Origin of the sequence: Flavonifractor porci (assembly GCF_037572415.1) — a bacterium.
Classification (GTDB): domain Bacteria; phylum Bacillota; class Clostridia; order Oscillospirales; family Oscillospiraceae; genus Flavonifractor; species Flavonifractor porci.
Genome location: NZ_JBBHLB010000014.1, coordinates 1 through 25,174, shown reverse-complemented (window position 1 = coordinate 25,174; position 25,174 = coordinate 1). Strand labels below are relative to the sequence as shown.

Annotated in this window: 25 protein-coding genes; 14 read left to right on the top strand and 11 right to left on the bottom strand. The window is 61.2% G+C overall.

Translation table 11 applies throughout. The features are described 5' to 3' along the window. Positions 1-3: 3 nt before the first annotated feature. The 4 genes from WHJ28_RS12075 to WHJ28_RS12060 all read right to left on the bottom strand — a co-directional run bounded on the left by WHJ28_RS12075 (position 4) and on the right by WHJ28_RS12060 (position 4,877). The gene (locus WHJ28_RS12075; protein ID WP_340042374.1) at positions 4-1,266 is read right to left on the bottom strand and encodes an ABC transporter permease; all 1,263 of its coding nucleotides are present in this window, start codon (positions 1,264-1,266) and stop codon (positions 4-6) included. A gap of 1 nt (position 1,267) precedes the next feature. After that, on the bottom strand, positions 1,268-2,209 hold the full coding sequence (locus WHJ28_RS12070; RefSeq protein WP_340042373.1) for an ABC transporter permease: 942 nt from the start codon (positions 2,207-2,209) through the stop codon (positions 1,268-1,270). 431 nt (positions 2,210-2,640) lie between these two features. Next, positions 2,641-3,519 carry a GNAT family N-acetyltransferase gene (locus tag WHJ28_RS12065; RefSeq protein ID WP_340042372.1) on the bottom strand — a complete coding sequence of 293 codons (879 nt, stop codon included), beginning with the start codon at positions 3,517-3,519 and terminating at the stop codon, positions 2,641-2,643. Between the two features lie 176 nt (positions 3,520-3,695). Then, a complete protein-coding gene (locus WHJ28_RS12060) occupies positions 3,696-4,877 on the bottom strand; it encodes a DEAD/DEAH box helicase (protein ID WP_340042371.1) in 1,182 nt (393 codons plus the stop codon). A 294-nt stretch (positions 4,878-5,171) separates the two neighbouring features. Between WHJ28_RS12060 and WHJ28_RS12055 the strand changes: the two genes are divergently transcribed. Beyond that, a complete protein-coding gene (locus WHJ28_RS12055) occupies positions 5,172-5,351 on the top strand; it encodes a YlcI/YnfO family protein (protein ID WP_340042370.1) in 180 nt (59 codons plus the stop codon). A gap of 52 nt (positions 5,352-5,403) precedes the next feature. On the opposite strand, the gene prmA is transcribed toward WHJ28_RS12055, so the two are convergent. From prmA to WHJ28_RS12040, 3 genes are read right to left on the bottom strand one after another with little or no spacing between them, the layout of a single operon-like run. Continuing rightward, positions 5,404-6,348, bottom strand: a complete 945-nt coding sequence (prmA, locus tag WHJ28_RS12050; protein ID WP_340042369.1) for a 50S ribosomal protein L11 methyltransferase — start codon at positions 6,346-6,348, stop codon at positions 5,404-5,406. Beyond that, positions 6,348-7,220: a DegV family protein gene (locus WHJ28_RS12045; protein ID WP_340042368.1), complete on the bottom strand. Its 873-nt coding sequence runs from the start codon at positions 7,218-7,220 to the stop codon at positions 6,348-6,350. Before WHJ28_RS12045 ends, prmA begins: the two co-directional genes overlap by 1 nt. Before the next feature lie 45 nt (positions 7,221-7,265). Further along, positions 7,266-7,802 carry a DUF1836 domain-containing protein gene (locus WHJ28_RS12040; protein WP_340042367.1) on the bottom strand — a complete coding sequence of 179 codons (537 nt, stop codon included), beginning with the start codon at positions 7,800-7,802 and terminating at the stop codon, positions 7,266-7,268. A 311-nt stretch (positions 7,803-8,113) separates the two neighbouring features. On the opposite strand from WHJ28_RS12040, the gene WHJ28_RS12035 reads away from it, so the two are divergent. From WHJ28_RS12035 to WHJ28_RS12020, 4 genes are all read left to right on the top strand, one after another. After that, the gene (locus WHJ28_RS12035; RefSeq protein WP_340042366.1) at positions 8,114-8,992 is read left to right on the top strand and encodes an ABC transporter substrate-binding protein; all 879 of its coding nucleotides are present in this window, start codon (positions 8,114-8,116) and stop codon (positions 8,990-8,992) included. A 95-nt stretch (positions 8,993-9,087) separates the two neighbouring features. Further along, on the top strand, positions 9,088-9,861 hold the full coding sequence (locus WHJ28_RS12030; protein WP_425461136.1) for an amino acid ABC transporter permease: 774 nt from the start codon (positions 9,088-9,090) through the stop codon (positions 9,859-9,861). Next, a complete protein-coding gene (locus WHJ28_RS12025; RefSeq protein WP_340042365.1) occupies positions 9,848-10,570 on the top strand; it encodes an amino acid ABC transporter ATP-binding protein in 723 nt (240 codons plus the stop codon). The genes WHJ28_RS12030 and WHJ28_RS12025 overlap by 14 nt, the downstream gene beginning before the upstream one ends. A gap of 132 nt (positions 10,571-10,702) precedes the next feature. Next, positions 10,703-12,514 (top strand): LTA synthase family protein, encoded by a 1,812-nt coding sequence (locus WHJ28_RS12020; RefSeq protein ID WP_340042364.1) that lies wholly within the window; start codon positions 10,703-10,705, stop codon positions 12,512-12,514. A 44-nt stretch (positions 12,515-12,558) separates the two neighbouring features. Here the strand turns inward: WHJ28_RS12020 and WHJ28_RS12015 are convergent, their stop codons facing one another. After that, the gene (locus WHJ28_RS12015; RefSeq protein ID WP_340042363.1) at positions 12,559-13,203 is read right to left on the bottom strand and encodes a sugar O-acetyltransferase; all 645 of its coding nucleotides are present in this window, start codon (positions 13,201-13,203) and stop codon (positions 12,559-12,561) included. A gap of 3 nt (positions 13,204-13,206) precedes the next feature. Beyond that, positions 13,207-13,887 carry a TetR/AcrR family transcriptional regulator gene (locus WHJ28_RS12010; RefSeq protein WP_340042362.1) on the bottom strand — a complete coding sequence of 227 codons (681 nt, stop codon included), beginning with the start codon at positions 13,885-13,887 and terminating at the stop codon, positions 13,207-13,209. A gap of 198 nt (positions 13,888-14,085) precedes the next feature. Between WHJ28_RS12010 and WHJ28_RS12005 the strand changes: the two genes are divergently transcribed. From WHJ28_RS12005 to WHJ28_RS11985, 5 genes are read left to right on the top strand one after another with little or no spacing between them, the layout of a single operon-like run. Further along, entirely contained in the window at positions 14,086-14,859 is a 774-nt protein-coding gene (locus WHJ28_RS12005; protein WP_340042361.1) for a threonine/serine exporter family protein, read from the top strand. 1 nt (position 14,860) lies between these two features. After that, on the top strand, positions 14,861-15,337 hold the full coding sequence (locus WHJ28_RS12000; protein WP_340042360.1) for a threonine/serine exporter family protein: 477 nt from the start codon (positions 14,861-14,863) through the stop codon (positions 15,335-15,337). After that, entirely contained in the window at positions 15,334-16,056 is a 723-nt protein-coding gene (locus WHJ28_RS11995) for a YjjG family noncanonical pyrimidine nucleotidase (protein ID WP_340042359.1), read from the top strand. The genes WHJ28_RS12000 and WHJ28_RS11995 overlap by 4 nt, the downstream gene beginning before the upstream one ends. A gap of 1 nt (position 16,057) precedes the next feature. Beyond that, entirely contained in the window at positions 16,058-16,939 is an 882-nt protein-coding gene (locus WHJ28_RS11990; RefSeq protein ID WP_340042358.1) for a GDSL-type esterase/lipase family protein, read from the top strand. Beyond that, on the top strand, positions 16,936-17,406 hold the full coding sequence (locus WHJ28_RS11985) for a DUF4358 domain-containing protein (RefSeq protein ID WP_340042357.1): 471 nt from the start codon (positions 16,936-16,938) through the stop codon (positions 17,404-17,406). The genes WHJ28_RS11990 and WHJ28_RS11985 overlap by 4 nt, the downstream gene beginning before the upstream one ends. Before the next feature lie 186 nt (positions 17,407-17,592). Here the strand turns inward: WHJ28_RS11985 and WHJ28_RS11980 are convergent, their stop codons facing one another. After that, the gene (locus WHJ28_RS11980) at positions 17,593-17,787 is read right to left on the bottom strand and encodes a hypothetical protein (protein ID WP_340042356.1); all 195 of its coding nucleotides are present in this window, start codon (positions 17,785-17,787) and stop codon (positions 17,593-17,595) included. Between the two features lie 49 nt (positions 17,788-17,836). On the opposite strand from WHJ28_RS11980, the gene WHJ28_RS11975 reads away from it, so the two are divergent. The 3 genes from WHJ28_RS11975 to WHJ28_RS11965 are packed head-to-tail and all read left to right on the top strand — an operon-like array spanning position 17,837 to position 20,139. Then, positions 17,837-18,772, top strand: coding sequence for a GDSL-type esterase/lipase family protein (locus tag WHJ28_RS11975; RefSeq protein WP_340042355.1), 936 nt, complete (start codon positions 17,837-17,839; stop codon positions 18,770-18,772). A gap of 18 nt (positions 18,773-18,790) precedes the next feature. Beyond that, positions 18,791-19,282, top strand: a complete 492-nt coding sequence (locus WHJ28_RS11970) for a sigma-70 family RNA polymerase sigma factor (RefSeq protein ID WP_340042354.1) — start codon at positions 18,791-18,793, stop codon at positions 19,280-19,282. Then, positions 19,279-20,139: a DUF3298 and DUF4163 domain-containing protein gene (locus tag WHJ28_RS11965; protein WP_340042352.1), complete on the top strand. Its 861-nt coding sequence runs from the start codon at positions 19,279-19,281 to the stop codon at positions 20,137-20,139. Before WHJ28_RS11970 ends, WHJ28_RS11965 begins: the two co-directional genes overlap by 4 nt. A 104-nt stretch (positions 20,140-20,243) precedes the next feature. Here the strand turns inward: WHJ28_RS11965 and WHJ28_RS11960 are convergent, their stop codons facing one another. Then, a complete protein-coding gene (locus WHJ28_RS11960) occupies positions 20,244-20,990 on the bottom strand; it encodes a zinc ribbon domain-containing protein (protein ID WP_340042350.1) in 747 nt (248 codons plus the stop codon). A gap of 359 nt (positions 20,991-21,349) precedes the next feature. Here WHJ28_RS11960 and WHJ28_RS11955 point away from each other — a divergent pair, with 359 nt between their 5' ends. Next, positions 21,350-25,021: a phosphoribosylformylglycinamidine synthase gene (locus WHJ28_RS11955; protein ID WP_340042348.1), complete on the top strand. Its 3,672-nt coding sequence runs from the start codon at positions 21,350-21,352 to the stop codon at positions 25,019-25,021. The last annotated feature ends 153 nt before the right edge of the window (positions 25,022-25,174 follow it).

Here is a 25,174-nt window from a genome sequence, read left to right as displayed (position 1 = left end):
TTCTTACTTCTTCAGCCGGGGATCCAGAGCGTCGCGCAGGCCGTCGCCGAACAGGTTCAGGCACAGGATCAGCACGCTCAGGATGGCGGCGGGGATAAACAAACGGTAGGGATAGGTCTGCAGGCCGCTCAGGCCGTCGGAGCACATGGAGCCCAGGCTGGTCATGGGTGCGGAAACGCCCATGCCCAGGAAGGACAGGAAGGACTCGGTAAAGATGGCGGAGGGGATCTGCAGGAAGGTGGTGGTCACGATCTGGCCCACGCAGTTGGGCAGCAGATGGCGCTTGATGATGCGCCCGCCCTTGGCGCCCAGGGCACGGGCGGCGGTGACGTACTCCTGCTGCTTGAGCTGGAGGATCTGGCCGCGGATGATGCGGCTCATGGTCACCCAGTACAGCAGACCGAAGGCGATGAAGATGGCGATCAGGTTGGGACCCAGGATGGTGACCAGCTTCTGCAGCGGCCCGTCGCCCGAGTTCTGGAAGTCCTCCAGAATGGGCTTGAGCGTTGCGCCCAGCAGCAGGATGATGAGCACCTCGGGAACGGAGTAGATGATCTCCACGATACGCTGCATGACCGCGTCCACCTTGCCGCCGCAGTAGCCGGAGATGGAGCCGTAGATGGCGCCGATGACCAGCACGATAAGGGCGCAGCAGATACCCACGATCATGGACACGCGGGCGCCGATCATGGTACGGACCATGATGTCACGGCCGTGCATATCGCAGCCGAACACATGGGGGAACACAAACTCTCCATTGGCCTTGCGCTGAAGCTCCTCATCGGTATAGCCGAAGAGGTGGGGCTTCATTTCCTGGGCGCCGCCGGACTTGATCTGGGCCCGGAGCATGGCTTCGTCCCGGCGGGTAAACTCCCGGCCTTCGGCTTCAGCCTCGGCTCTGGCCGCCTCAACAGCGGCATCCGGGTCCTGGGCCATCCGGTCCTCCAGGGAATAGTGCCAGGGGTGCAGGTTATTGGCGCCGCGGATCTGCTCGTCGTAGCCGTAGGGCACGATCATGGGACCCACAAAGGCAAACAGGGCAATGAGGATCACGATGACCATGGCCACCATGGCCACCTTGTTGCGGCGCAGACGGCGCCAGGCATCCTTCCAGTAGGACACGCTCTTGCGGTCCTGAATAAAGCTCTCCTTTTCCTGCGCGCTGGCCGGCTCAAAGGCATTGTCGGGCAGCTTGTTCCAGTCCAGGATATCCTCAACGTCGGGCTGCAGGGAGCCAAGGACTTTCTTATGTTTACGATCAGCCAACTCAGTTCCCTCCCTTGCTCAGATTGATTCGAGGATCCACCAGCTTGTACAGCAGGTCGGCCAGCAGGTTCATCACGATCACGAAGGCCGCCAGGAAGATGGTGGTGCCCATAATGATGGGGTAGTCACGGGCCTGGATAGACATTACAAAGTAGCGGCCCAGGCCGGGGATGGAGAATACCTTCTCCACCACGAAGCCGCCGCACAGAGTAAAGGCGATCTGGGGGCCCAGGTAAGTGATCACGGGGATCAGGGCGTTGCGCAGGGCGTGCTTGAAGATGATCTTCTTGTTCTTCAGACCTTTGGCCCGGGCCGTCTTGATGTACTCCTGATTGATGGAGTCCAGCATGGCGGTACGGGTCTGCCGGGACAGGTAACACATGGGATAGAAGCCCAGGGCGGCGCAGGGCAGCACATAGCTCTGCCAGCTGCCGTCAAAGCCGGTGGGGAATATCTTGAATCCCTCGATACCGCCGGTGAACACATGCAGCAGTATGGTGGCTACCACGAAGCCCGGCATGGAAATACCTATGGTACACACCACTCGTAACAAGCTGTCCACCCAGGTACCTCGTTTATAGGCGGCCAGACAGCCCAATGGGACGCCCACCAAGATGGCCCAGCTGATGGCGATGATGCCGATCTTGGCCGACAGGGGAAACATGGTGGTGATGATATCAAGCACAGGCCGGTCCTTCTGCATCTTGATGGAGTTGCGGAAATCGCCGTGGGCGATATCCTCCAGATAGAGGCCCAGCTGGACGATGACCGGTTTGTCCAGGCCGTACTTCTCATTCAGGGCGTCGATGGTGGCCTGAGATGGGGTTTTCTCAGACAGCCAGGGATTGCCCGGAACGGCGTTCATGAGGAAAAAAGTGACACAGATGACGATGAACAGCGTGATCACTGCCATCAGCACTCTTTTCAAAATGTATTTTGCCATTTCTTCACTTCCTATACCAGTCTCTGTTCGTTTTCCGTGAATGCCCCACAATAAACGTCTGTTTATTTTATCGTAATTAGCCCTTTCCGTCAAGAGTTCTGCCGCCTGAATTTGATGGAATCGCCGTCAAATCTTGCAGCTGTCCGCGTTGCAGAGACACTTCTCTGCATAATTGTCCATTTCTTTCTTCGACATGGGATACTTTTTTTCCTTGTATGGCCTGGTTTTTGTCACTTTTTCTCGCTAGTGTAATGAACTTTCCTTATAAGTATTCATTATTTCGCCCCACATATTCATTTTAACGGAATTCCTGCAAAGGGTCGCCTTTGAATCTTCCCCTGCCGTCCGGTTGCAAAATCCATGCCAGAATAGAGAAACGCGGACAGACAGGGAGCATTCCCCGTCTGTCCGCGTTTCTCATACTCCGCCGTTTAATCAAAGCCCAGGCCCATATAGCCCCTGGTCTCCTCGCCCCAAAGGGCTCCCTTCTCCCGGTCATACCATTTGATCATGCCGAAGGGCTGGAGGTAACTGCCCTGCATCCCGTCCCACTGGGCCGGGGTACGGACATAGTACCGCTGGCCGGGCAGTTGCCCCACCAGGACGGCCAGGCCCCGGGACATCTGTTCCGGCGGCAGCAGCAGTTCCTTAAAGAGGACGCTCTCCGAATCATGGTACTCAGCGGCGGCACAGCCCTGAACATCGCCCACAGTGACGCGGTACAGACCGCCGCCGGTGATCTGCCCCATTCCCTCCTGGTAGCGGAGCAGCTCCTGGCTGTAAGAGACAAAAGGCAGACCGTCCAGAAGTCTCTCCCGGATGGCGTTGTACTCCGCCGGTCCAATGGGCTCCACCCTGTCCTCCGGAGCCGGAGAGGCGGTCATGTTCCGCAGCAGCTCCACCTTGCGGGTAAAAAAGCCGGGCAGATAGCCCACCATGCCGAAAAATTTAAAGAGGCTGGCCTCGGCGGGCACCACGGTCACGCAATCGGCCCCCCGGGCCTTCAAAAAGTCGTCCACATAGAACAGCAGCTGCCTGCCGTATCCCTTGCTGCGCACGTCGGGATGGGTAGCCAGGGCGTAGACATACCAGGCGGAGGCGGTGCCGCCGCCGGGCAGGTGGATGGTCTGAGGCAGCAGAGCCAGCATGGAAACCACCCTGCCGTTCTCCAGCAGCAGGAGCGTATCCTCCGGCCGCCAGCAGCATTCGTAGAACCAGCTGATATAGCGGGGGTCCTCCCCAAAAGCGGCCTGCCACAGATCCCTCTGGGCCTGGGCCTCATGGGGCCGGGAGGGCCGGATCTCTGTCATAGGAACACTCCTCTCTGTCTTGTCTCTGTCTCCGGGCCGGAAAGGGTTTTGGCCCTTGCATCCAATATCCCAGTGTGCCGACATGATAACATGGCCTTCTGAAATTGGCAAGGGAAATCCGGCGAATCGGCCTGGAAACAGGAAAATGGGCGGCCAAAGGCCGCCCATTCCGGCATTTATGGTTCTTCCACCAGCATAAGGCAGCCGTCCTGATCGTACTTGAGCCGCTGGACTTCCGCCTTGGTGTTGCGGATGATGTCGTCCATGCGGACGCTCTCGGTGACGGTGGATACAAAGGTATAGGCCACGCCGTGGCGCTTGGCACGGCCGGTACGGCCGATGCGGTGGGTGTAGTTCTCCATCTCGTCGGGCACGTCGTAGTTGAACACCGCGTCCACATCGTCGATGTCCAGGCCGCGGGCGGCCACGTCGGTGGCGACCAGCACCTTGATCCCGCCCTTTTTGAACTTATCCAGGGTCTTCTCCCGCACCCGCTGCTGGATGTCGCCGTGGATGGCCTGGCAGGAGATCCCCCGCATCTGGAGCAGCCCAGCCAGCCGGTCGGTCATGTTCTTGGTGTTGCAGAAGGCGATGGCCCGCTCGTACTCCCCGTGGGTAATGAGGGCCGCGATGGTGTCCAGCTTCTGCTCCCGGCCGTCCAGATCGATGCGGTACTGGGTGATGTCGGGCTTGGACTCCTCCACCGGACGCACAGTGATCTCAATGGGGTCCCGCTGGTATACCCAGGAGATATCCATCACCTCCCGGCTGATGGTAGCGGAGAACATACCCAGGTTCTTCCGGTGCTTCAGCTGGTCCAGGATACGGGTCACATCCCGGACAAAACCCATATCCAGCATCCGGTCGGCCTCGTCCAGCACCACCGTCTCCACCTTGTCCAGGCGGACGGTACGCCGCTTCATGTGGTCCATGAGCCGTCCGGGGGTGGCCACCACGATCTGGGGTTTCTTTTTCAGGGTGGTGATCTGCTTGTCGATGGGCGCTCCGCCGTAGAGGCAGACGGTGCGTACCCCTTCCTTAAATTCGCACAGGTCCCGCAGTTCCTCCTGGATCTGCACCGCCAGCTCCCGGGTGGGGGCCAGCACCAGAGCCTGCACGTCCTGGTTGTCCGGATCGATGTGCTCCACCATAGGGATGCCGAAGGCAAAGGTCTTGCCGGTGCCGGTAGGGGCCTTGGCGATCACGTCTTTCCACTCCATAAAGTAGGGGATGGCGCCCGCCTGGACCGGCGTGGCCTGGACGTAGCCCTTCTTGTCGATGGCGCGCATGACCTCAGGGGACAGGCCCAGGTCGGCGTAGTTGACGATCTCGTTGACCTGCTCGCCGTTGATTTCCATGGGTACAAACTTCCTTTCCGTTTCAGTCTGCCTGATTCAAGGTCCCCACAGGCATCGAAACTCCCTTTCGTACCCAACGCCCTCTTTCCCCGGGGCGCGACCTCAAATCGTACCGAAAAAGTGTATCATATCCGGGGAAAAAATGCAATCCTTTCACTCTGAGCGGCCCTCATGCCGACAAAAAAACGGCGGGCGGCCATAAAGGCCGCCCCTACAGTACATTTGCATCTTGGTCCGCATTCTGGTAGCATTAGAATATATAACAGCCGACAAAATGTAAGACATGGTGATACTATGGCTAAATTTAAACTGCCCGCCGTTCCCGGCACCACTTCCAAAACCATCCGCTTTCCCAATCAGATTCTGGAGGAGGTTGAGAAAGCCATTCAGGGAACAGACTGCAACTTCTCCCAGTTCGTCATTGAGGCCACCCGGGTGGCTCTGGAAAATCTGAAGGAAGAAGAGCATTCCTAGTCCTCCACACAAAAAGGACGCACCGCGGCGCGGTGCGTCCTTTTGATCCATATTATGCCCGCTTTGCGGCCAGGGACACCCAACCGTTCTGCTCCCGGCGGCGGATGATGTGCAGGCCGTTGCGCTCCAGGGCGGCCTCCACCTCGCCGGAGCGGGTGTCGATGATGCCGGAACACAGGAACACCCCGTCCTCGGTCATCCACTCCCCCGCCTTGGCGGACAGGGGCATGATGACGTCGGCCACGATGTTGGCCAGCACCAGGGGATAGCGCTGCTCACCCAGCTCCTTTACCAGAGCCTGGTCGGTGAGCACGTTCCCCGCCCGGACGGTGTACCGGTCCTTGCCGATGCCGTTAAGGCCGGCATTCTCATAGGCCACGTCCACCGCCTTGGGGTCGATGTCCACCGCCACGGCGGAGCTGGCTCCCAGCGCCATGGCGGCAATGGACAGGATGCCGCTGCCACAGCCCAGGTCCAGCACCGGCTGGCCGGGCACGGTATACTCCTCCAGCCCCATCAGACACAGCTGGGTGGATGCGTGGTTGCCGGTTCCAAAGGTGAGCCCGGGATTGAGGTACACCGGGGTGCGCCCCTCCGGCGGGGTCTGGTCCCGCTCCCACTCGGGAACGATCCACAGCTTCTCCCCCACGGTCATGGGCTTGTAATACTTCTGCCAGGAGTGGGCCCAGTCGTTATCCCCCAGGGAGGAGGCGGTGTAGGGCTGGTCGATGCCCTCCAACCACTGCTTGAGCTGGGTCTTGCCGTGGTCGTCGTCGGAGACGTAGAACTTGACCCGGCACACCCCCTTCATCTTCTCCATCAGGTCCTCGTCCACATAGTCCCAGTACTGACGGTTCTGCTCCAGGAAGGTCTTGAAGTCCTCCTCATCCTCAATGGCGAAGCCGGTAACGCCGTTGGCGGTGAGCCGGGCGCACAGGCCGTCCAGCTCCTCCTCGGTGGTGTCCAGCACCACTTCCAGCCACTTGATATCTTCCATCAGCGCTCACTCCCCATAAAGAAGAGGGCCACGGTGCCGGGGCCGGAGTGGGCGCCGATGACGGGACCCACATAGTTGATGATAACGGTCTCCACCCCAAAGCGGCTCTTCACGTCGTCGGCCACCTTCTGAGCGTCGGCCAGACAGTCGCCGTGGCTGATAAACACCACCTGCTTGCCGGGGTCCTGGGCAGTCTCAGCCATATGGTCCACCAGAGCCTTCAGAGAGGCGTTGCGGCCCCGGGCGGTGCCCACCTTAATGAGGTGGCCCTCATTGTCCACGTGCATCACCGGCTTGATGGACAGCATGGTGCCCAGCACGGCAGTGGCGGAGGAGATGCGGCCGCCCCGCTTGAGGAACATGAGGTCATCCACGGTAAACCAGTGGCACAGGTTGAGCTTGTGCTCCTCGGTCCACTCCCGCACTTCCTCTATGGTCTTACCCTCCTTTTTCAGGTTGGCGGCATACCACACCAGCAGGCCCTGGCCCAGAGAGGCGCACAGGGTATCCACCACATACACCTTCCGGTCGGGATACTGCTCCATCAGCTCCCCGGCGGCGATTTTGGCGGAGTTGCAGGTGGCGGACAGGCCGGAGGAGAAGGCCAGCACCAGCACGTCCTTGCCCTCCTTCAGCATGGGCTCGATGGTATCCGTATAGGTAGCCACATTGACCGCCGAGGTGGTAGCCATTGCCCCGCCCCGCAGACGCTTATAAAAATCCGCCGGATCGATGTCCCGGTTGTCCGGGAAATTATAGTAGGTCTTATCCTCCATGGTAAAGGACAGGGGGATCACCTCTACCCCCAGTTCCGCCACCAGCTCAGCAGTCAGGTCGGCGGAGGAGTCGGTCAAGATCACATATTCTCCCACAGCTTTGATAACCTCCAGTATATCATTCAAGTTTGATTGCAAAAATCAGTCTTTTTTCTTTTTCTCTTTCTCCGACTGGGGCTGTCTGGCCCGCAGCAGTTCCAGAATACGCTGGCAGGCCAGCTTATCCGCGTAGCTGCGCAACGCCAGAGCCAGAGCCAGGCCGGACAGGTCCTCCTCCCCGGCAGTGGGGTCCAGGGACCCGGCAGTCACATCCAGAGCCCGGTCCAGCTCCATACAGAACTGCTCATACAGTTCCCTGGGCTCCCGCCCCTGAGCCGCCGCGGCCAGCAGCAGGCCGGCGTCCTTCACCGACAGCACCTGCTTGAGGGCGCACAGGGCGGTGAGGTAGGCCAGGTGGGTGCGGGAGTACCGCTTGCCCTCCGCCCGGGGCATGGCCCCATCTTTAATATAATTATTCACCATGGCGGAGGTCAGGGCCTCCCCCTCTCCATAGTGGATCAGTTGGCGGGGCATATAGTTGATGAGCTGATCCATATACAGACCAATATCGGGAAATCCCTCCCAATCTACCGGCCGTTCCCCCTCCAGCCGCTCCTTCAATGCACGGATCTCTTCCAAAGGGCAGCCTCCTTTCTGGTTTTCAAAACCACATCTGAACATATCGCCGTCATTATACCACATTATTTTCCCGGAAGTAAACCCTTTCAGCTGCTGAAAACAGGCCTGTTTTCTCACATAACAGCATTATGTGACCTTCCACCCCCACAAACCGCCTGGAGAGAGACCCACGGAAAATCTTCCGGTTTTTTGTGTGGTTTGACGAATGAATAAATATTGCATTTATTTGCATACGGTGTATAATAAGAGACACCAAATCAAGGAACACAGTACGAATCGCGTGAAGCGCAATGAATAGGAGAGAATACAGTATGAAGAATTTCAAGAAGCTGGCCCTGATGGGCCTGACCGCAGTTATGTCCCTGTCTCTGCTGGCCGCCTGCGGCGGCGGCACCGCCGGCACCGCCAACACCCCCTCCGGCAACAGCGAGACCCCTTCCGTTGAGGGCACCGAGACTCCCGCCGCCTCCGGTGAGTTCACCACCGTGGAGGCCGGCAAGCTGATCATGAGCACCAACGCCCAGTTCCCCCCCTACGAGATGGTGGGCGACGGCGAGGGCTACGAGGGCACCGGCTACGAAGGCATCGATGTGGAGATCGCCTACGCCATTGCCCAGAAGCTGGGCCTGGAGCTGGTGGTGGACAACATGGGCTTTGACGCCTCCCTGCAGGCTGTGCAGACCGGCAAGAGCGACATCGTTATGGCCGGCGTTACCATCACCGACGATCGTCTGGAGGTCATGGACTTCTCCGACACCTACGCCAACGGCATTCAGGTCGTCATTGTTCCAGAGAACTCCGACATCGCCACCATCGATGATCTGGAGGGCAAGCTGATCGGCTGCCAGATGGGCACCACAGGCTACATCTACTGCTCCGACACCCCCGAGAACGGCGGCTACGGCGAGGACGCCGTGATCCCCTATGACGACGGTGCCGCCGCCATCCAGGCTCTGATGAACGGCCAGGTTGACTGCGTGGTGATCGACAACGCTCCCGCCCAGGCCTATGTGGATGCCAATCCCGGCCTGAAGATCCTGGACTCCGAGTTCGCCAACGAGGACTACGCCATCGGCTTTGCCAAGGGCAACACCGCTCTGAAGGATGCCGTCAACACCGCTCTGAGTGAGCTGATCCAGGACGGCACCGTGCAGTCCATCATTGACAAGTATATCCCCGCTGAGGGCTGAGACAAGCGAAAGATTCGCATTCAACTGAAAAGGGCGGCCTTCGGGCCGTCCTTTTTCGGGTCGTATGCGGCAGACAGCAAGAAAGGAGAATCTCTGTGAACTGGGCGCAACTCTATGAGTCCCTGGGACAGCAGCTGAAAGACGGCGTGGACTTGCCCTGGTGGCAAGACGCCTTTGTGGGCATTTATAAGGCCTTTTTTGAGGAGGCCCGTTGGCAGCTCTACCTGAACGGCGTGCTGACCACCCTCTGGATCACCGCCATGGCCCTGATCCTGGGTATTGTGCTGGGCGTGGTGGTGGCTGTGATCCGCACCACCCATGATCAGCAGCGTCTGGGCCGGCACAATCCCATCCTGGGCGTACTGAACGCCATCTGCAAGATCTATGTTACCATTATCCGCGGCACCCCCATGATGGTCCAGCTGCTGATCATGGGCTTTATCATCTTTAAAAGCAGCCGTGAATACACCCTGGTGGGCACCCTCACCCTGGGCATCAACTCGGGCGCCTATGTGGCCGAGATCGTCCGCGGCGGCCTGATGAGCGTGGATATGGGCCAAAGCGAAGCCGGACGGTCCCTGGGCCTGAACTATCTGGATACCATGCGCTTTATCGTCATTCCCCAGGCCTTTAAGAACATTCTGCCTGCTCTGGGCAACGAGTTTATTACCCTGTTTAAGGATACCGCTCTGATCTCCGCCATCGGCGGTAAGGAACTGGTCTATGCCGCCAAGTCCATCGGCAGCAAGACCTATGACGTGATGTATCCCTATCTGGGCATCGCCGTCATCTATCTTCTGATGGTCATGCTCTTCACCTGGCTGCTGGGTATTCTGGAAAGGAGGCTGCGTCAAAGTGATAGACGTTAAAAACCTGTCCAAGTCCTTCGGGGACCATCTGGTGCTGGACGACATTTCCGAGCACATTTATCCCGGAGAGAAAGTGGTCATCATCGGGCCCTCCGGCTCGGGCAAGTCCACCTTCCTGCGCTGCCTCAACCTGCTGGAGGCTCCCACCAAGGGCACCATCACCTTTGAGGGCACCGCCATCACCGACCCCAAGACCAACATCGACCTGATCCGGCGACAGATGGGCATGGTGTTCCAGCACTTCAACCTCTTCCCCAACATGACCATTCGGAAGAATATTACCCTGGCTCCCGTCCGCACCAAGCTGATGAGCCAGGCCGAGGCCGACGACACCGCCACCGCCCTTCTGAAACGGGTGGGTCTGGAGGAGAAGGCGGACGCCTATCCCGCCCAGCTCTCCGGAGGTCAGAAGCAGCGTATCGCCATTGTCCGCGCTCTGGCCATGAAGCCCAAGGTGATGCTGTTCGACGAGCCCACCTCCGCCCTGGACCCCGAAATGGTGGGCGAGGTACTGGAAGTCATGAAGCAGCTGGCCGACGAGGGCATGACCATGGTGGTGGTTACCCACGAGATGGGCTTTGCCCGGGAAGTGGGCAGCCGGGTCCTCTTTATGGACGGCGGCCATGTGCTGGAGCAGAACGAGCCCCACGCCTTCTTTGCCAACCCCAAGGAGCCCCGCACCATCGAATTTTTGTCCAAAGTGCTGTAATCTGCCGCGTCCCCCGGTACAAACCGTACCGGGGGACGTTTTTCATTTGTTTTCCACCGGCTGGTTTTGACAAGCTGGGCTTTTTGCGCTATAATGGCACACTATCTTCCCAAATGACCGGAGTACCATATGATGAATGTTAAGCAAATTCTTCCCCTGCTTCGCAAGGACGGGCTGTGGCAGGCGCTCTTCCTGCTCCTGACCCCCTTCACCGCTGTGTGGCTCATGCAGTTTACATACGGAGCCAATCCCTTCGCTCTGACCTTCCCCGTACTGGTGGCCAACGCCCTGTGCGTGGCTCTGCTGTTCTGGCTGCTGTGCGCCCTGGTGGGACGCATCGCCCCCTGCACCATCGGCATCCACATCGCCGCCGGGCTGTGGGGCGCCGCCAACTTTTTCGTCAACGCCTTCCGGGGCACCCCCATCCTGCCCTGGGACTTCTCCGCCCTGGGCACCGCCGCCAGCGTGGCAGGCAACTACCACCTGTTCCTCACCTGGCAGATCGGGATCGCCATCCTGCTGGCCGCCGCTCTGGTGGTGTTCCTTCACCCGGAGCGGCGCAAGGCCCGGCTGCGGCTCACCACCCGGAAGCGCCTGCCCCTGCGGCTGGCCTGTCTGGCTGCGGGGCTGGCCTGCCTCATGTTCCTGCTGCCCCCGGAAAAGCTGGAGAAGCTGGGGGTCAAGACCGACGTGTGGGATCAGGCGGGAGCCTACCGCACCGGCGGCTGCCTGGCCGTCTTTCTCCGCAATACCGAGTTTCTGAAGGTGGAGGAGCCGGAGGGCTACTCCCCGGAGAACGTGGATGCCCTGCTGGAGGGGGTGGAGCCCCTGGCCCCGGCGGCGGTGTCGGTCCAGAAGCCCAACATCATCGCCATCATGAACGAGTCCTGGGCCGACTTTGAGTCCTACGGCAACCTGCAGCTCAGCGAGAGCGTCACCGACTACATCCGCTCTCTGGACAATACCATCTTCGGCCACACCTACACCTCGGTATTCGGAGCGGGCACCAGCGCCAGCGAGTTCGAGTTCCTCACCGGCAACTCCATGGCCTTCCTGCCCTCGGGCAGCATCCCCTACCAGCAGTACGTGCTGGGTCCATCCGCCTCTCTGGCCTCCCTGCTGAAGGCCCAGGGGTACGACACCCTGGCCTTCCATCCCGGCGAGCGCACCTCCTGGCAGCGCAATCAGGCCTATCCCCAGCTGGGCTTTGACCAGTTCAAGTGTGTGGACGACATGGACGTGAACCAGACCATGGAGCACGGCTATGTCAGCGACCAGTCCGATTTTGAGCAGATCATCTGGGAGTTTGAGCACAAGGAGGAGGGGCAGCCCCTCTTCCTGTTCAACGTCACCATCCAGAACCACGGCAGCTACACCGCCAAAGATTACCCCGCCCAGGTCATCCTCACCGACGAGCCGGGCAAGTATCCCCAGGCCGAGCAGTACCTCACCCTGGCCAACAAGAGCGACCAGGCCTTCCGCACCCTAGTGGAGTATTTCCAGAACCAGGAGGAGCCCACCATCATCCTCATGTTCGGCGACCACCAGCCCTCGGTGGAGCAGGGCTTCCTGGACAAGGCCTACGGCGTCACCCAGGACCAGATGAACATGAATCAGTACATGGGCAAGTATGAGACTCCCTTTGTGATCTGGGCCAACTATCCCCTGCCGGAGGAGGACCCGGAGATCACCAGTCTGAATTTTTTGAGCCTCTATCTGCTGCGGTATGCCGGCATCCAGGGCACGGTGTACGACGGCTATCTGTGGCAGCTCCAGCAGCAGCTGCCCGCCCTTACCTTTGTGGGCTATATGGACACGGCGGGGCAGGCCCACAGCCACCTGGAGACCAACGACTACGCCGCCCTCATCCGGGACTACCAGCAGGTGCAGTACAATAACCTGTTTGGGGGCGGGGGCCGGCGAAGCGCCGCCTTCGATCCCTGAGGCGCCCGCAAAAAATGCGCGCCGCAATGTGCGGCGCGCATTTTTTATGCTTTGAGATTCCAGGCGAAGTGGTCCAGATCCTCCTCCAAAATCAGCTCCCGCTTGCTGTCGGCGGCCGTGATGGGGCGGATGGGGCGGCAGGGGTTGCCGTAGGCCAGCCAGCCGGCGGGGATGTCCTTGGTGACGACGCTCCCCGCGCCGATCACCGCTCCGTCCCCGATGGTGACTCCGTCCAGCACCACCACATTGCAGGCCAGCCACACCCCGTTGCCGATGTGGATCTCCCGGGCAAACTCCGCCATGGTGGTGCGGCCCTCCCCGTCCAGGCCGGTGCGCTCCTGGGCGGGCAGCGGGTGGTTGGTGGCCATCAGGGACACATTGGGCCCAAAGCACACGTTGTCCCCGATCCAGATCCGGGCGTCGTCCATCACCATCAGATTGAAGTTGGCGAAAAAGTTCTCCCCAATGAAGGTATGGCAGCCGTAGTTAAACTGGACGGGGCCCTGGAAGTAGCAGGCCTTGCCCGCCCGGCCCAGAATGGCCCGGATCACTTCCCCCCGCCCAGGGTCGTACTCGTCCATGGCATTGTACTTCCGGCAGGCCTCATGGGCCTTGTGCTTCAGGTCCTTCAGCTCCTGCCGCCGGGGATCGAACATCTTCCCGGCAAAAATCTTTTCTTCCTCCGTCATGCTTCATTCACCTGATTTGTCTTGGAATTCGTTTCCTTCCAACAGCGCGCTGTTACGGAAGGCATTTTTCAGCAGCCGGATACAGTCGCCCAGCAGCTGATCCAGGTCGGAGAATACGGTGTGGGCCAGCTTATTGTAGTAGGTATTGAGCAGCCCGTTGAGAAATACGATGATGGAAAAGGCCGCCGCGTCCCGGGATACCTGGAGGGTATACCCCTTGTCTCCCAGATAGTTCTCCATCACCTGCCGGGTAAGGATAAAAACCTCCATCCCCGCCTCATACTTTCGCCGGGCCACCGTCTCCATCTCCGTCCCGGCGTAGTCGGCCTGCATGGGGACCTTTTTCAGCGCCATCACCTCATAGAAGGTGGGGTGGCTCCAGGCAAACTCCAGATAGGTCCGCAGGAAGGCGTCAAACTGAGCCTCCCCGCCGGAGGCGGTTTCCATGGCCTGCCGCAGACTGCCGCACAGCTGGCGGTAACCCTCAATGACCACCGACAGATAAACCTCATCCTTATTGACAAAATAGAGATAGATCTTGGTGGCTGAGGCGCCGATTTTCTGTCCCAGCCGGCGCATGGTCAGGCCCTCATAGCCGTCGGCCGCAAGGATATCCAGGGCAGCCTCCAGAATACGGGCCTTCTCCGCCGCTTTTTCCGCCGGCGTCTTTTCCCTGGGCGGCATAAGACCACCTCTCTTTCCTATTTTTATCTGTACTGATATTGTATCAAATCCCATTTTTACATTCAATACCCGCCTTTTTTCTCAGGCCGGGAATATTTCTGAGAAAGGTATGGATATCCCGGGGGAAATGTGATAAGCTGTAAACCAGTGTCCACCAAAATCATCGGATTTTCAGGTGCAAGAGAGGAGGTCTCCCCGTTGAAGCCGGACTACAATGAGCTGCTGGAAATCGTAAGCGAAATGGGCTTCCGGCTCATGCTCAGCGGAGCGGAGATCTACCGGGTGGAGGAGTCCGTCAGCCGCCTGCTCCAGGCCTACGGGGCCGAGCGGGGGGAGGTCTTTGCCATCCCCAACTGCATCATCGTCAGCCTCACCTCTCCCCAGGGGGAACCCATGACCCAGATCCGCCGGATGCCCAGCCACGGCACCGACATCTACCTGCTGGAGCGGTACAACGACCTGTGCCGCCGGCTGTGCCGGGAGACGCCCCCCTTTGAGGAGGCCCTGGACAGTATGCGCCAGATCGAGCGCACCCACAAGGTCTACTCCCTGCCAGTCCAGCTGCTGGCCCACTTCCTGGGCTGCGGTATGTTCTCCCTGTTTTACGGCGGCTCGGTATGGGACGGCCTGTGCGGCGGCGTCTGCGGCATGGTGATCTGTCTGTGTATGGCCTTCACCTCCAGGCTGGGGGCCAACCTCTTTTTCAAAACCATCGCCGGCGCGGCGGTGTCCGCCTTTGTGGCCCTGGCCCTTACCGCCGCCGGTATCGGCCAGAATTCCGACAGCATCATCATCGGCGCCCTGATGGCCCTGGTGCCCGGCATCGCCTTTACCAACGCCATGCGGGATATCATGGCCGGCGACATGGTGGCCGGCATCAGCAAGGCCGCCGAGGCCCTGCTCATCGGAGCGGCCATCGCCCTGGGCACCGCCCTGGCCCTGGGTCTGATCCGGATGCTGATGGGAGGCTGACATGGAACAGTTTACCTACTATCTGCCCTGTATCTACGCCTTCCTGGCCTGCATCGGCTTTTCCCTGCTGTTCAACATCCACGGAGCAGCCGGTATGCTCATCTGTGCCGGCGGCGGGGCCCTTGGCTGGCTGGTCTACCTGCTGGCCGCCCCCCTGGTCCACAGCGACATCATCCAATCCTTTTTCGCTGCCCTGGCCATCTCCGCCTGGTCGGAGATCATGGCCCGGCTGCGCCGGTGCCCGGTGACCAGTTATCTGCTGGTGGCCCTCTTCCCCCTGGTGCCCGGCGGCGGCATCTACTACACCATGGAGCACGCCATGAGCGGGGAGACCTCCCTGTTTCTGGAGTCTTTGCTCCACACCCTGGGTCTGGCGGGAGCCCTGGCGGTGGGCGTGCTGATGGTGGCCTCTCTGGCCCGCCTGGTCACCAACTATCAGAATCACCGGCGGAGCCTGTCAGGAGGCAACCACTCATGAGACGCTACGATTTCGTCCTGCTGGACGCAGACAATACCCTGTTTGACTTTGACCGCTCGGAGCACGAGGCCCTGCGCCTGGCACTGGAAGCCTTCTCCATCCCCTGTCCCCCGGAGACCGAAGCCCTCTATGTGTCCATCAACAGCGCCCTGTGGGCCATGCTGGACCGGGGAGCGGCCACCCGGGAGTGGCTGGTGGTGGAGCGCTTTGCCCGGCTCACCGCCGCCCTGGGGGTGGACGCCGACCCCGCCGCCCTCAACCGGACCTACCTGGATCGGCTGGGGGAGCAGCCCTTCCTCCTCCCCGGCGCGGAGGACGTCTGCCGGGCTCTGGGTGAGCACTGTACCCTGGCCATCCTCACCAACGGCGTGGCCCGGGCTCAGCGGGGCCGGTTTGACCGCTCCCCTCTGGCCTGCCTTATCCCCCATCTCTTTATTTCTGAGGAAATAGGCGCCTCCAAGCCCAGCCCCGCCTTTTTCCGGCCGGTCCTGGACGCCCTGGGTATCACCGACCTGAGCCGGGCCCTGATGGTGGGGGATAACCTGACTTCCGACATCGGCGGCGCCGCCGCCATGGGGCTGGATACCGCCTGGTACAACCCCCGCCGCCTGCCCAGTCCCGGCCCTGCCGCCCCCACCTGGGAGATCGCCAGGCTGGAAGAGCTGCTGCCGCTGGTGCTGAACGGCTCTGATTTTGAAACTTCAAACGAGGTGTTTTGATTTGTCCCGCTCGCTCTATTCCCAGATCACCGAAAACACCCCCACGCCGCCCCGCCGGCGTCTGCCTCTGGTGCTGGCGGCCATTGCGGTGGGTGTGGTCCTGGTGACCCTCCCGGCGCTCAGCCGGGCCCCGGCGGAGGGCGCCGATCCCCTTCCCACCGCCACTGTCACCCCCGCACCTACCCCCGCGCCCATTCCCGCTTTCGATTTTACCCAGCCCGCCCCCAAGACCGATCCGGTGGACATGGACTATTTCTCCGACGCCCTGTTTATCGGCGACTCCCGCACCCATGGGCTGGAGCTGTACAGCGGCGTCAAAGGCGCCGCCTTCTACGTCTACACCGGACTGAGCATTTTCGGGGTAAATAACCCCGGCCTGGTGAAGCTGGACGGCCAGGACTATTCCATCGTGGAAGCCCTGGAGAAGGGCCCTCAGTTCGGCAAGGTCTACATAGCCTTCGGCATGAATGAGCTGGGCTATTACAATGAGGAAAACTATTTGCGCACCTTCGGCGTCTTTATAGAAGAAGTAAAAGCCCTCCAGCCCAACGCCGTGGTCTATCTGCAGAATCTGGCCCCGGTGGACGAGGCCAAATGCAAAGCCTACGGCCAGGCCTCCTGCATCACCAACGCCCGGGTAGAGGCCTTTAACCAGCTGTTTGCCCAGCTGGCCCGGGAGCATCAGGTGGTGCTGGTGGATGTGTACGGCGCTTTGACCGCCGACGGCCCCCTGCCGGACGACGCCACGTCGGACGGCATCCACTTCAAGCGTCCCTGGTATGAAACATGGCTGACCTTTCTGATGGAGCACACCGTGGACCCGGAGCACTATCAGGCCGGACAGACCCATGCGGATGATATGGAAGGAGATAGAGAACCATGAAGAACCTGTTGAAGCGACTGCTGCCCGGCGTGCTGGCCCTGTGCCTGTGCCTCTCCGCCTGCGGAGGCGGTTCAAGCGCCAAGAGTTATGACCCTGCCGCCACCGCCAAGGCGCTGCTGGAGTCCAAAGCCTTCAGCGACACCCTGGACACCCTGGACAAGGACACCGCCGCCGCCATGTATGGCATTGACGCCTCCACCATCACCGACTGCGCCGTGTACACCTCCCTGTCCATGGGCGCGGAGGAGATCGCGGTGCTCACCCTCACCGACGAGGCCGCCGCCAAGACCGCCAAGGAGGCCCTGGACAAGCGGGTCAGCGATCAGACCACCGCCCTGAAGAGCTATATGCCCGGCGAGGTGGACAAGCTCAACCACGCCATCGTGGAGCAGACCGGCAACACCGCCCTGCTGGTGGTGGCCGCCGACGCTGACGCCGCCCGCAGCGTGCTGGACGGCCTGAACTGAGTCCTACCCAAAAACGCCGGGGATACCCCGGCGTTTCAGCGTGTCGAGAAAGCTCGACACGCTTCTCAAAAATGCAAGCATTTTTTCGAGGGAATGCAGCCCGCTGCGTCGCACGCGCAAAGCGCGCACGTTTGCGGGCTGAGAAGTGTTTTTTCCAAGGCTCATGTCCTTGGAAAAAACAGATTCTTATTCTGTTTTGCCGCCCGCAGGCGGCAAAACTCTGCCAAGGGCTTTTCCTCGGTGCAAGAACCTAGTTCTCTCTTGCATCAGTTCTGCCTTTTTCGACAGACTGAAACGCCGGGGATACCCCGGCGTTTTTTCTAAAAAATAAAATGCTTTTCCTTCAACTTTTCGCTGGCCCCTGCCGTCTAACAGATACAAACACAAGGCCCCCGGCCGGGTCCAGTTTTTACAAATCGAGGTGTCTTCATTGTCCCAGTCCTATCGCCCCAAGCGCATGAAAAACAAGAGAAACGGCCCCGGCGCCACCCTGCCCCTGCTCATTGCCGCCGCAGCGGTGTGCGTCTGTCTGCTGCTTATCCTCTCCGCGGGCAAGAGCGCCCCCCCGGCCGCCGGAGTCACATCCTCCGTACAGCCGGAGGTCACACCCTCCGCCCCCGTGACCCAGCCCTCCGCCGTCCCCTCGGAGTCTCCGGCCGTGGAGCCCACGCCCACCGCCACCCCCGCACCCTCTCCCGCTGCAGTCTTTGATTTCACCCAGCCCGTGCCTGAGTCCGAGCCGGTGGAGATGGACTACTTCTCTGACGCCCTGTTCATCGGCGACTCCCGCACCGACGGCCTGCAGATCTACAGCGGCATCAAAGGCGCCACCTTCTATTGCTACAAGGGTCTGAACATCTTCGACATGAGCAAGCGCCAGGTGGTGGAGATGAACGGCGGCAAATACACCGTGGTGGAGGCCCTGAAAAAGGGGCCCCAGTATAAAAAGATCTATATCTCCCTGGGCGTCAACGAGCTGGGCTACCCCGGCACCGACAGCTTCTACAAGGCCTTCAAGTCCTTCCTGGAGGAGGTCAAGGCGGCCCAGCCCGACGCCATCATCTATCTGCAGAACCTGGTGCCTGTCAACCCGGAGATCTGCGCCCAGAAGAAGCAGCCCTCCTATGTGAACAACGACCGGGTGGCCGACTTTAACGGGGTGTTCCCCAAGCTGGCGGAAGAGTGCCAGGTGGCGCTGGTGGACGTCAAGACCGCCCTCAGTGATGAAAACGGCATTCTGCCCGCCGATGCCACCGTGGACGGGGTCCACTTTACCAAGGCCTGGTATCAAAAGTGGCTGGAATATCTGATGTGCCATACCATTACCCCGGAGGCCTACCAGGCGGGTCAGGCGGCAGCCCAGTAAAAGGAGCGTACCCCGGCATTGGACAACAACATCCGGCAGCAGCTGAACGAGTATATCATCGTCCACCAGGAGGAATTCTACCGCCTGGCGTTCAGCTATGTCAAAAATCGGGACGCTGCCCTGGATGTGGTCCAGGAAAGCATCGTCCGGGCCCTGTCCAAGTCGGATTCCCTCCGGCAGCCGGAGTACCTGAAAACCTGGTTTTACCGCATCCTGCTCAACGAGAGCATGAACCACTACCGCCGCAGCAAGCGGCTGGTCCCTCTGGAGGAGTCGCTGGCCGACGGGCCTGCCCCCGCCAGCGATCCGGCGGAGCGGCTGGACCTGTACGCCGCCATCGACCGGCTGGACCCCAAGGAGCAGGCCATCATCAAGCTGCGCTTTTTTGAGGACATGAAGCTGGATGAGATCGCCCGCATCACCGGCGCCAATCTGAACACTGTCAAATCCCGACTGTACAAGAGCCTGCGTAAGCTGCGGGATCTCACCGGAGAGGAGGTAACCACATGAAGCAGTTGTGGGAAGAGGCCAAGCAGCAGTACCGGAACACTGATACGCCCCCGGAACTGGAATTTGCCGTGGCCTCCGCCCTGCGGGCGGGGGAAAAACAGCGGCAGCACCGCCGGGGCCTGCGGCGGAGCCTGTCCGCCTCTCTGGGCGCCTGCGCCTGCTTCGTGCTGCTGATCAACGTCAACCCTACCTTCGCCCAGGCCGTGGCCGACGTACCGGTACTGGGCGATCTGGCCCGGGTATTTACCGTCACCCAGTACACCGTGGAAGACCGGGACCATCTCATTGATGTGCGTCTGCCCGCCCTGGACCTGGCCGGCGACACCGACCTGGAACAGCGTGTCAATGCTGAGATCTCCGCCCGCATCGATCAGGTGCTCCAGGAGGCGGAGGACCGGGCCCGGGCTGCCAGGGAGGCTTATGTGGACACCGGCGGCGATGCCGACGATTTCATGCCCATCATCATCAGTGTGGACTACGAGATCAAGTGTCAGAACGATCACTATCTCTCCTTTGTCATCACCAAGACCGAGACTCTGGCCAGCGCCTACACCGAGTATTACACCTACAACATTGACCTCCAGGCCGGACAGGAGATCACCCTCCGGGATCTGTTGGGCCCCGACTACAAGCAGATCGCCAATTCCGTTATTGCCGCCGAGATCGGCCGCCGCAGCCAGGACCCGGATAACCTCTACTTTCTCCAGGGGGAGGGCGGCTTTGAGTCCATTTCCGACGATCAGCTCTTTTATCTGGACGCCGGCGGTACCCCGGTGGTATTCTTTGAGAAATATGAGATCGCCCCCGGTTATATGGGAACCCAGGAGTTTCGTATTCCTCTGCCTGAAACAAAATGAATTTAGGAAGGCCTGCTGCATGTGATTGCAGCAGGCCTTTTGTGCGCAAAAAACCGGGCGCGCTGCATTGCAGCGCGCCCGAAGATTTTTGTTGCGGAATCGGCTTACCAGATGGAACCAAAGAGGCTGCTGGTCAGACCGGTGCGGGAGCCGGCCAGAGCGGGGAACAGACCGTTGCCCAGGATGAGCAGGGTCAGGATAATGGTGACGGCCACCACACCCAGGTAGAGCAGCCAGGCCTTGCCGGACTCCAGCTCGGGAGCGACCATCTGGAAAGAGGACACGCCCAGCGCCACCCACAGAATCAGGGTGAGGATGAGCAGCCAGGCACCCAGCTCCATGGAAATCAGGAAGCACAGGAAGGTGACGAGCATCAGGATACTGATGAAAATGGAGTGACAGCCGCAGGCGATCACCACATCCTGGAAGGTGCAGCCGGACTGGAGGATCTTGGCCGCGCCGAAGAGCAGGCCCATGAAGATCGCCACCGCAATGGCGTCACCCAGCAGTCCGCCGACGAACCAGAACTGGAAGGGCACTTCCATAAAGCCGTGGGACAGCATATTGATCTTCAGAGCAAAGCCCAGCAGCATCAGAATGCAGGCCACCAACTGGGCGCCCATCAGGATCAGAGGGGTGGCCATATCACGCTTGGCCAGGGTATTCCAGGTGGCCTGAACAGGGGAAGCAAAGTAGGCCTTCAGGAAACCGCCCAGGCCGCTGAAGGCAACGCCAGCCGCGGAGGGCTTGGCAGCGCTGCCGGGGCCGCCCATGGTATTCACATTGGTACCGCAGGAAGAACAAAATGCGGAACCGTCAGGGATCTCTTTCCCGCACTTGGGACAGAACATAACACAACACTCCTTCTCGCTGGCGGCAAAATAGATTTCGCCGCCCGATCTGTCGCTCCCTTTTCCGGAAACGGAGCATACCGGTCCCCACAGAGATGGAGCCGGTTTGTCGAGATTATAACATAGCGGAAGAAAAAAGTAAATCCATGGAAGAGAAATTGTTGACTTTCCCCCGGTTTTCTCTGTCGGATTGCCTATTGCCGCAGGCCGGTCCCCCGTGCTATAGTTATGTCAGAGACATTCCCGGCAGACCAGAAAAAGGCGCTGACCGGGCCATTTGCGCGCCGTCCGTTGCAGAGGCGGCACCCGCGGGGCAGGATGGAGTCTCTCCATCCGCGGGAAGTTTTAGGGAGGTACATATGGGGAAGGTATTTCGCTGTTATGTGGAAAAAAAGCCGGGCTTCGACGTGGAGGCCGGTCATCTGCTGGGAGAGCTGAAGGGCACCCTGGGGCTCAGCGGCCTCGCCGGCGTGCGGGTCATCCGCCGCTACGACGTGGAGGGTGTGGAGCAGGCCGCCTATGAGGCCGCCCGCACCACCATCCTGTCCGAGCCGCAGGTGGACCAGCTGTGGGACGAGACCATGCCGGAGACCGACGGCGCCCTGCTGGCGGTGGAGGCTCTGCCGGGCCAGTACGACCAGCGGGCCGATTCCTGCGCCCAGTGCATCCAGATGCTCACCGGCGGCGAGCGGCCCACCGTCCGCTCCGCCACCGTCTATGTGCTGGCAGGAGCGCTGTCCGAGGCCGACCTGGACAAGGCCAGAGGCTATCTCATCAACCCTGTGGAGAGCCGGGAAGCTGCCCTGGACAAGCCTGAGACTCTGATCCAGCAGTACCCCGAGCCCGCTGACGTGCCGGTGCTGGAGGGTTTTTGTACGTTGGATCAGGCAGGCCTCACCGCCCTGTTGGAGCAATACGGCCTGGCCATGGACCTGGCCGACCTGACCTTCCTCCAGACCTACTTTAAAGAGGAAGAGAAGCGGGACCCCACCCTCACCGAGGTACGGGTGGTGGACACCTACTGGTCCGATCACTGCCGCCACACCACCTTCTCCACCCACCTGGACAGCGTGGACATTACCGATCCCGCCGTCAAGGCGGCCTACGACCGCTACCTGGCCGCCCGTGTGGAGGTGTACGGCGAGGAGAAGGCGGCCAAGCGGCCCCAGACTCTGATGGACATTGCCACCATCGGCGCCAAGACCCTGAAGAAGCGGGGCCTGCTCCCCGAGCTGGACCAGAGCGAGGAGATCAACGCCTGCTCCATCCACGTCCCCGCCACGGTGGACGGCAAGGAGCAGGACTGGCTGCTGATGTTCAAGAACGAGACTCACAACCACCCCACCGAGATCGAGCCCTTCGGCGGCGCGGCCACCTGTATCGGCGGCTGCATCCGGGACCCTCTGTCCGGCCGCGTGTATGTCCACCAGGCCATGCGCCTCACCGGCTGCGGCGATCCTACCGTGCCGGTGAGTGAGACCCTGGAGGGCAAGCTGCCCCAGCGCAAGATCGCTCAGACCGCCGCCGCCGGCTACTCCTCCTACGGCAACCAGATCGGCCTGGCCACCGGCCATGTGGCCGAGCTCTACCACGAGGGCTACATCGCCAAGCACCTGGAGTGCGGCGCTGTGGTGGGCGCAGCTCCCGCCGATCATGTCCGCCGTGAGGTACCCGCCCCCGGCGACGTGGTCATCCTGCTGGGCGGCCGCACCGGCCGTGACGGCATTGGCGGCGCCACCGGCTCCTCCAAGAGCCACAACCTGTCCTCCCTGGACACCATGGCCTCCGAGGTCCAGAAGGGCAACGCTCCCGAGGAGCGCAAGCTCCAGCGGCTCTTCCGCAACCCCAACGTGACCCGCCTTATCAAGCGGTGCAACGACTTCGGCGCCGGCGGCGTGTCGGTGGCCATCGGCGAGCTGGCCGACGGCCTCGCCATTGACCTGGACGCCGTCCGCAAGAAGTACGACGGCCTGGACGGCACCGAGCTTGCCATCTCCGAATCCCAGGAGCGCATGGCCGTGGTGGTGGCCCCCCAGGACGCCCAGACTCTGATGAACTTTGCCGCCAGTGAAAACCTGGAGGCCTATCAGGTGGCCACCGTCACCGAATCCCCCCGCATGGTCATGACCTGGCGGGGCCAGACCGTGGCCAACCTGTCCCGCGCCTTTCTCAACACCAACGGCGCGGTGAAGCACGCCTGTGTCCAGGTGGACGAAAAGGCCACCGCGCCCCAGAGCGAGAAGAAGTTCCGCACTCTGCGGGAGATGGCCGCCAGCCTGAAGTCCGCCTCCCGCCGGGGCCTCACCGAGCGGTTTGACGGCTCCATCGGCGCGGGCAGCGTGCTCATGCCCTTCGGCGGCAAGACCCAGCGCACCCCCGCTCAGGCCATGGCCGCCCTCTTCCCCGTGGAGCCCAACCAGGAGACCGATCAGGCCAGCGTCATGGCCTGGGGCTGCGACCCCGACCAGCTGTCCGCCAACCCCTACGCCGGCGCTCACAGCGCGGTGTACGCCTCGGTGGCCAAGCTGGTGGCGGCAGGTGCAAATTACGAAAAGGCCTACCTGACCCTCCAGGAGTTCTTTGAGAAGCTGCGCACCGAGCCTCAGCGGTGGGGCAAGCCCTTCGCCGCTCTGCTGGGCGCTCTGGATGCCCAGCTGGAGCTGGGCTGCGCCGCCATCGGCGGCAAGGACTCCATGTCCGGCTCCTTCCTGGACCTGGACGTGCCCCCCACCCTCATCTCCTTCGCCATTGCCCCGGTGAAGGCCAAGGACGTGCTCTCCCCCGAGTTCAAGACGGCGGACAAGCCGGTGTACCTCTTTGCCTCCGAGGACAGCAAGTCCGCCTGGAAGGCCCTGTACGCCCTCCATCAGGCGGGCAAGGTGGAGGCCGCCTGGGCGGTGGAGAACGGCCTGGGCGAGGCCGTCATGAACATGGCCTTCGGCAACTCCATCGGCTTTACCTCCGTGGACACCGGCCTGGACTGGGACGCTCCCATGCCCGGCGCTATCGTGGCCCAGCTCACCGGGGAATGCGACGGCGGCCTGCTCATCGGCCGCACCACCGCCGAGGCCGTCATCAACGTCAACGGCGATTCCGCCCCCATTGACGAGCTGCTCTCTCTCAACGAGAGCGTGCTGGAGGATGTGTACCCCACCCGGGCCGGCAAGGCCGCTCCGGTGGAGGCCATTTCCTGGGAGAATCGCTCCCCCGCCGTGTGCAAGTCCAAGATCGCCCGGCCCCGGGTAGTCATTCCCGTGTTCCCCGGCACCAACTGCGAGTATGACTCGGTGCGGGCCTGCCTGCGGGCGGGTATGGACGCCGAGACGGTGAACATCCGCAATCTGACCGCCGACGACCTGCTCCAGTCCACCGCGGCTCTGGAGGGCGCCATCCGCAAGGCCCAGATCGTCTTTATCCCCGGCGGCTTCTCCGGCGGCGACGAGCCCGACGGCTCCGCCAAGTTCATCTGCTCCTTCTTCCGCAATAGAGCCATCACCGACGCGGTCCACGACCTGCTGAAAAACCGGGACGGCCTGATGCTGGGCATCTGCAACGGCTTCCAGGCCCTGGTCAAGCTGGGCCTGGTGCCCTACGGCCAGATCCGGGACATGGACGAGAACTGCCCCACCCTGACCTACAACCTGATCGGCCGCCACCAGAGCCGGTACGTCACCACCCGGGTGGCCTCGGTCAACTCCCCCTGGATGCTCAAATCCAACGTGGGCGACCTCCACGCCATCCCCATCTCCCACGGCGAGGGCCGCTTCGTGGCTCCCCAGAACGTACTGGACCAGCTCATCGCCAACGGCCAGGTGGCCACCCAGTATGTGGACGCAAACGGCGTACCCTCCATGGACATCGACGTCAACCCCAACGGCTCGGCGTGCGCCATCGAGGGTATCTTCTCCCCCGACGGCCGGGTGTTCGGCAAGATGGGCCACTCCGAACGGCGCGGCGATCACGTTGCCCTCAACATCCCCGGCAACAAGTATCAGCCTCTGCTGGAGAGCGGCGCGGAGTACTTCAAGTAAGCAACAAAACAAAGCAGCCCCCCGCCAGCGGCGGTGATATGCTCCCCCTATAGGAGACAGTGAAATAAAACACTGCTTCTATAGGGGGAGATATTTATGTCCAGAAGTAAGGTGGCATACGAGAAGAAAATAGAGATTGTAAGGGATTATCTG

Excerpts from the sequence above, each read along its gene's own strand:
- WHJ28_RS11965 (WP_340042352.1), top strand. The coding sequence starts at position 19,279 with ATGAAGCAGTTGTGGGAAGAGGCCAAGCAGCAGTACCGGAACACTGAT.
- WHJ28_RS11960 (WP_340042350.1), bottom strand. The coding sequence starts at position 20,990 with ATGTTCTGTCCCAAGTGCGGGAAAGAGATCCCTGACGGTTCCGCATTT.
- WHJ28_RS12055 (WP_340042370.1), top strand. The coding sequence starts at position 5,172 with ATGGCTAAATTTAAACTGCCCGCCGTTCCCGGCACCACTTCCAAAACC.
- WHJ28_RS11985 (WP_340042357.1), top strand. The coding sequence starts at position 16,936 with ATGAAGAACCTGTTGAAGCGACTGCTGCCCGGCGTGCTGGCCCTGTGC.
- WHJ28_RS12060 (WP_340042371.1), bottom strand. The coding sequence starts at position 4,877 with ATGGAAATCAACGGCGAGCAGGTCAACGAGATCGTCAACTACGCCGAC.
- WHJ28_RS12035 (WP_340042366.1), top strand. The coding sequence starts at position 8,114 with ATGAAGAATTTCAAGAAGCTGGCCCTGATGGGCCTGACCGCAGTTATG.
- WHJ28_RS12070 (WP_340042373.1), bottom strand. The coding sequence starts at position 2,209 with ATGGCAAAATACATTTTGAAAAGAGTGCTGATGGCAGTGATCACGCTG.
- WHJ28_RS11955 (WP_340042348.1), top strand. The coding sequence starts at position 21,350 with ATGGGGAAGGTATTTCGCTGTTATGTGGAAAAAAAGCCGGGCTTCGAC.
- WHJ28_RS12065 (WP_340042372.1), bottom strand. The coding sequence starts at position 3,519 with ATGACAGAGATCCGGCCCTCCCGGCCCCATGAGGCCCAGGCCCAGAGG.
- WHJ28_RS12020 (WP_340042364.1), top strand. The coding sequence starts at position 10,703 with ATGAATGTTAAGCAAATTCTTCCCCTGCTTCGCAAGGACGGGCTGTGG.
- WHJ28_RS11995 (WP_340042359.1), top strand. The coding sequence starts at position 15,334 with ATGAGACGCTACGATTTCGTCCTGCTGGACGCAGACAATACCCTGTTT.
- WHJ28_RS12010 (WP_340042362.1), bottom strand. The coding sequence starts at position 13,887 with ATGCCGCCCAGGGAAAAGACGCCGGCGGAAAAAGCGGCGGAGAAGGCC.
- WHJ28_RS12000 (WP_340042360.1), top strand. The coding sequence starts at position 14,861 with ATGGAACAGTTTACCTACTATCTGCCCTGTATCTACGCCTTCCTGGCC.
- prmA (WP_340042369.1), bottom strand. The coding sequence starts at position 6,348 with ATGGAAGATATCAAGTGGCTGGAAGTGGTGCTGGACACCACCGAGGAG.
- WHJ28_RS12015 (WP_340042363.1), bottom strand. The coding sequence starts at position 13,203 with ATGACGGAGGAAGAAAAGATTTTTGCCGGGAAGATGTTCGATCCCCGG.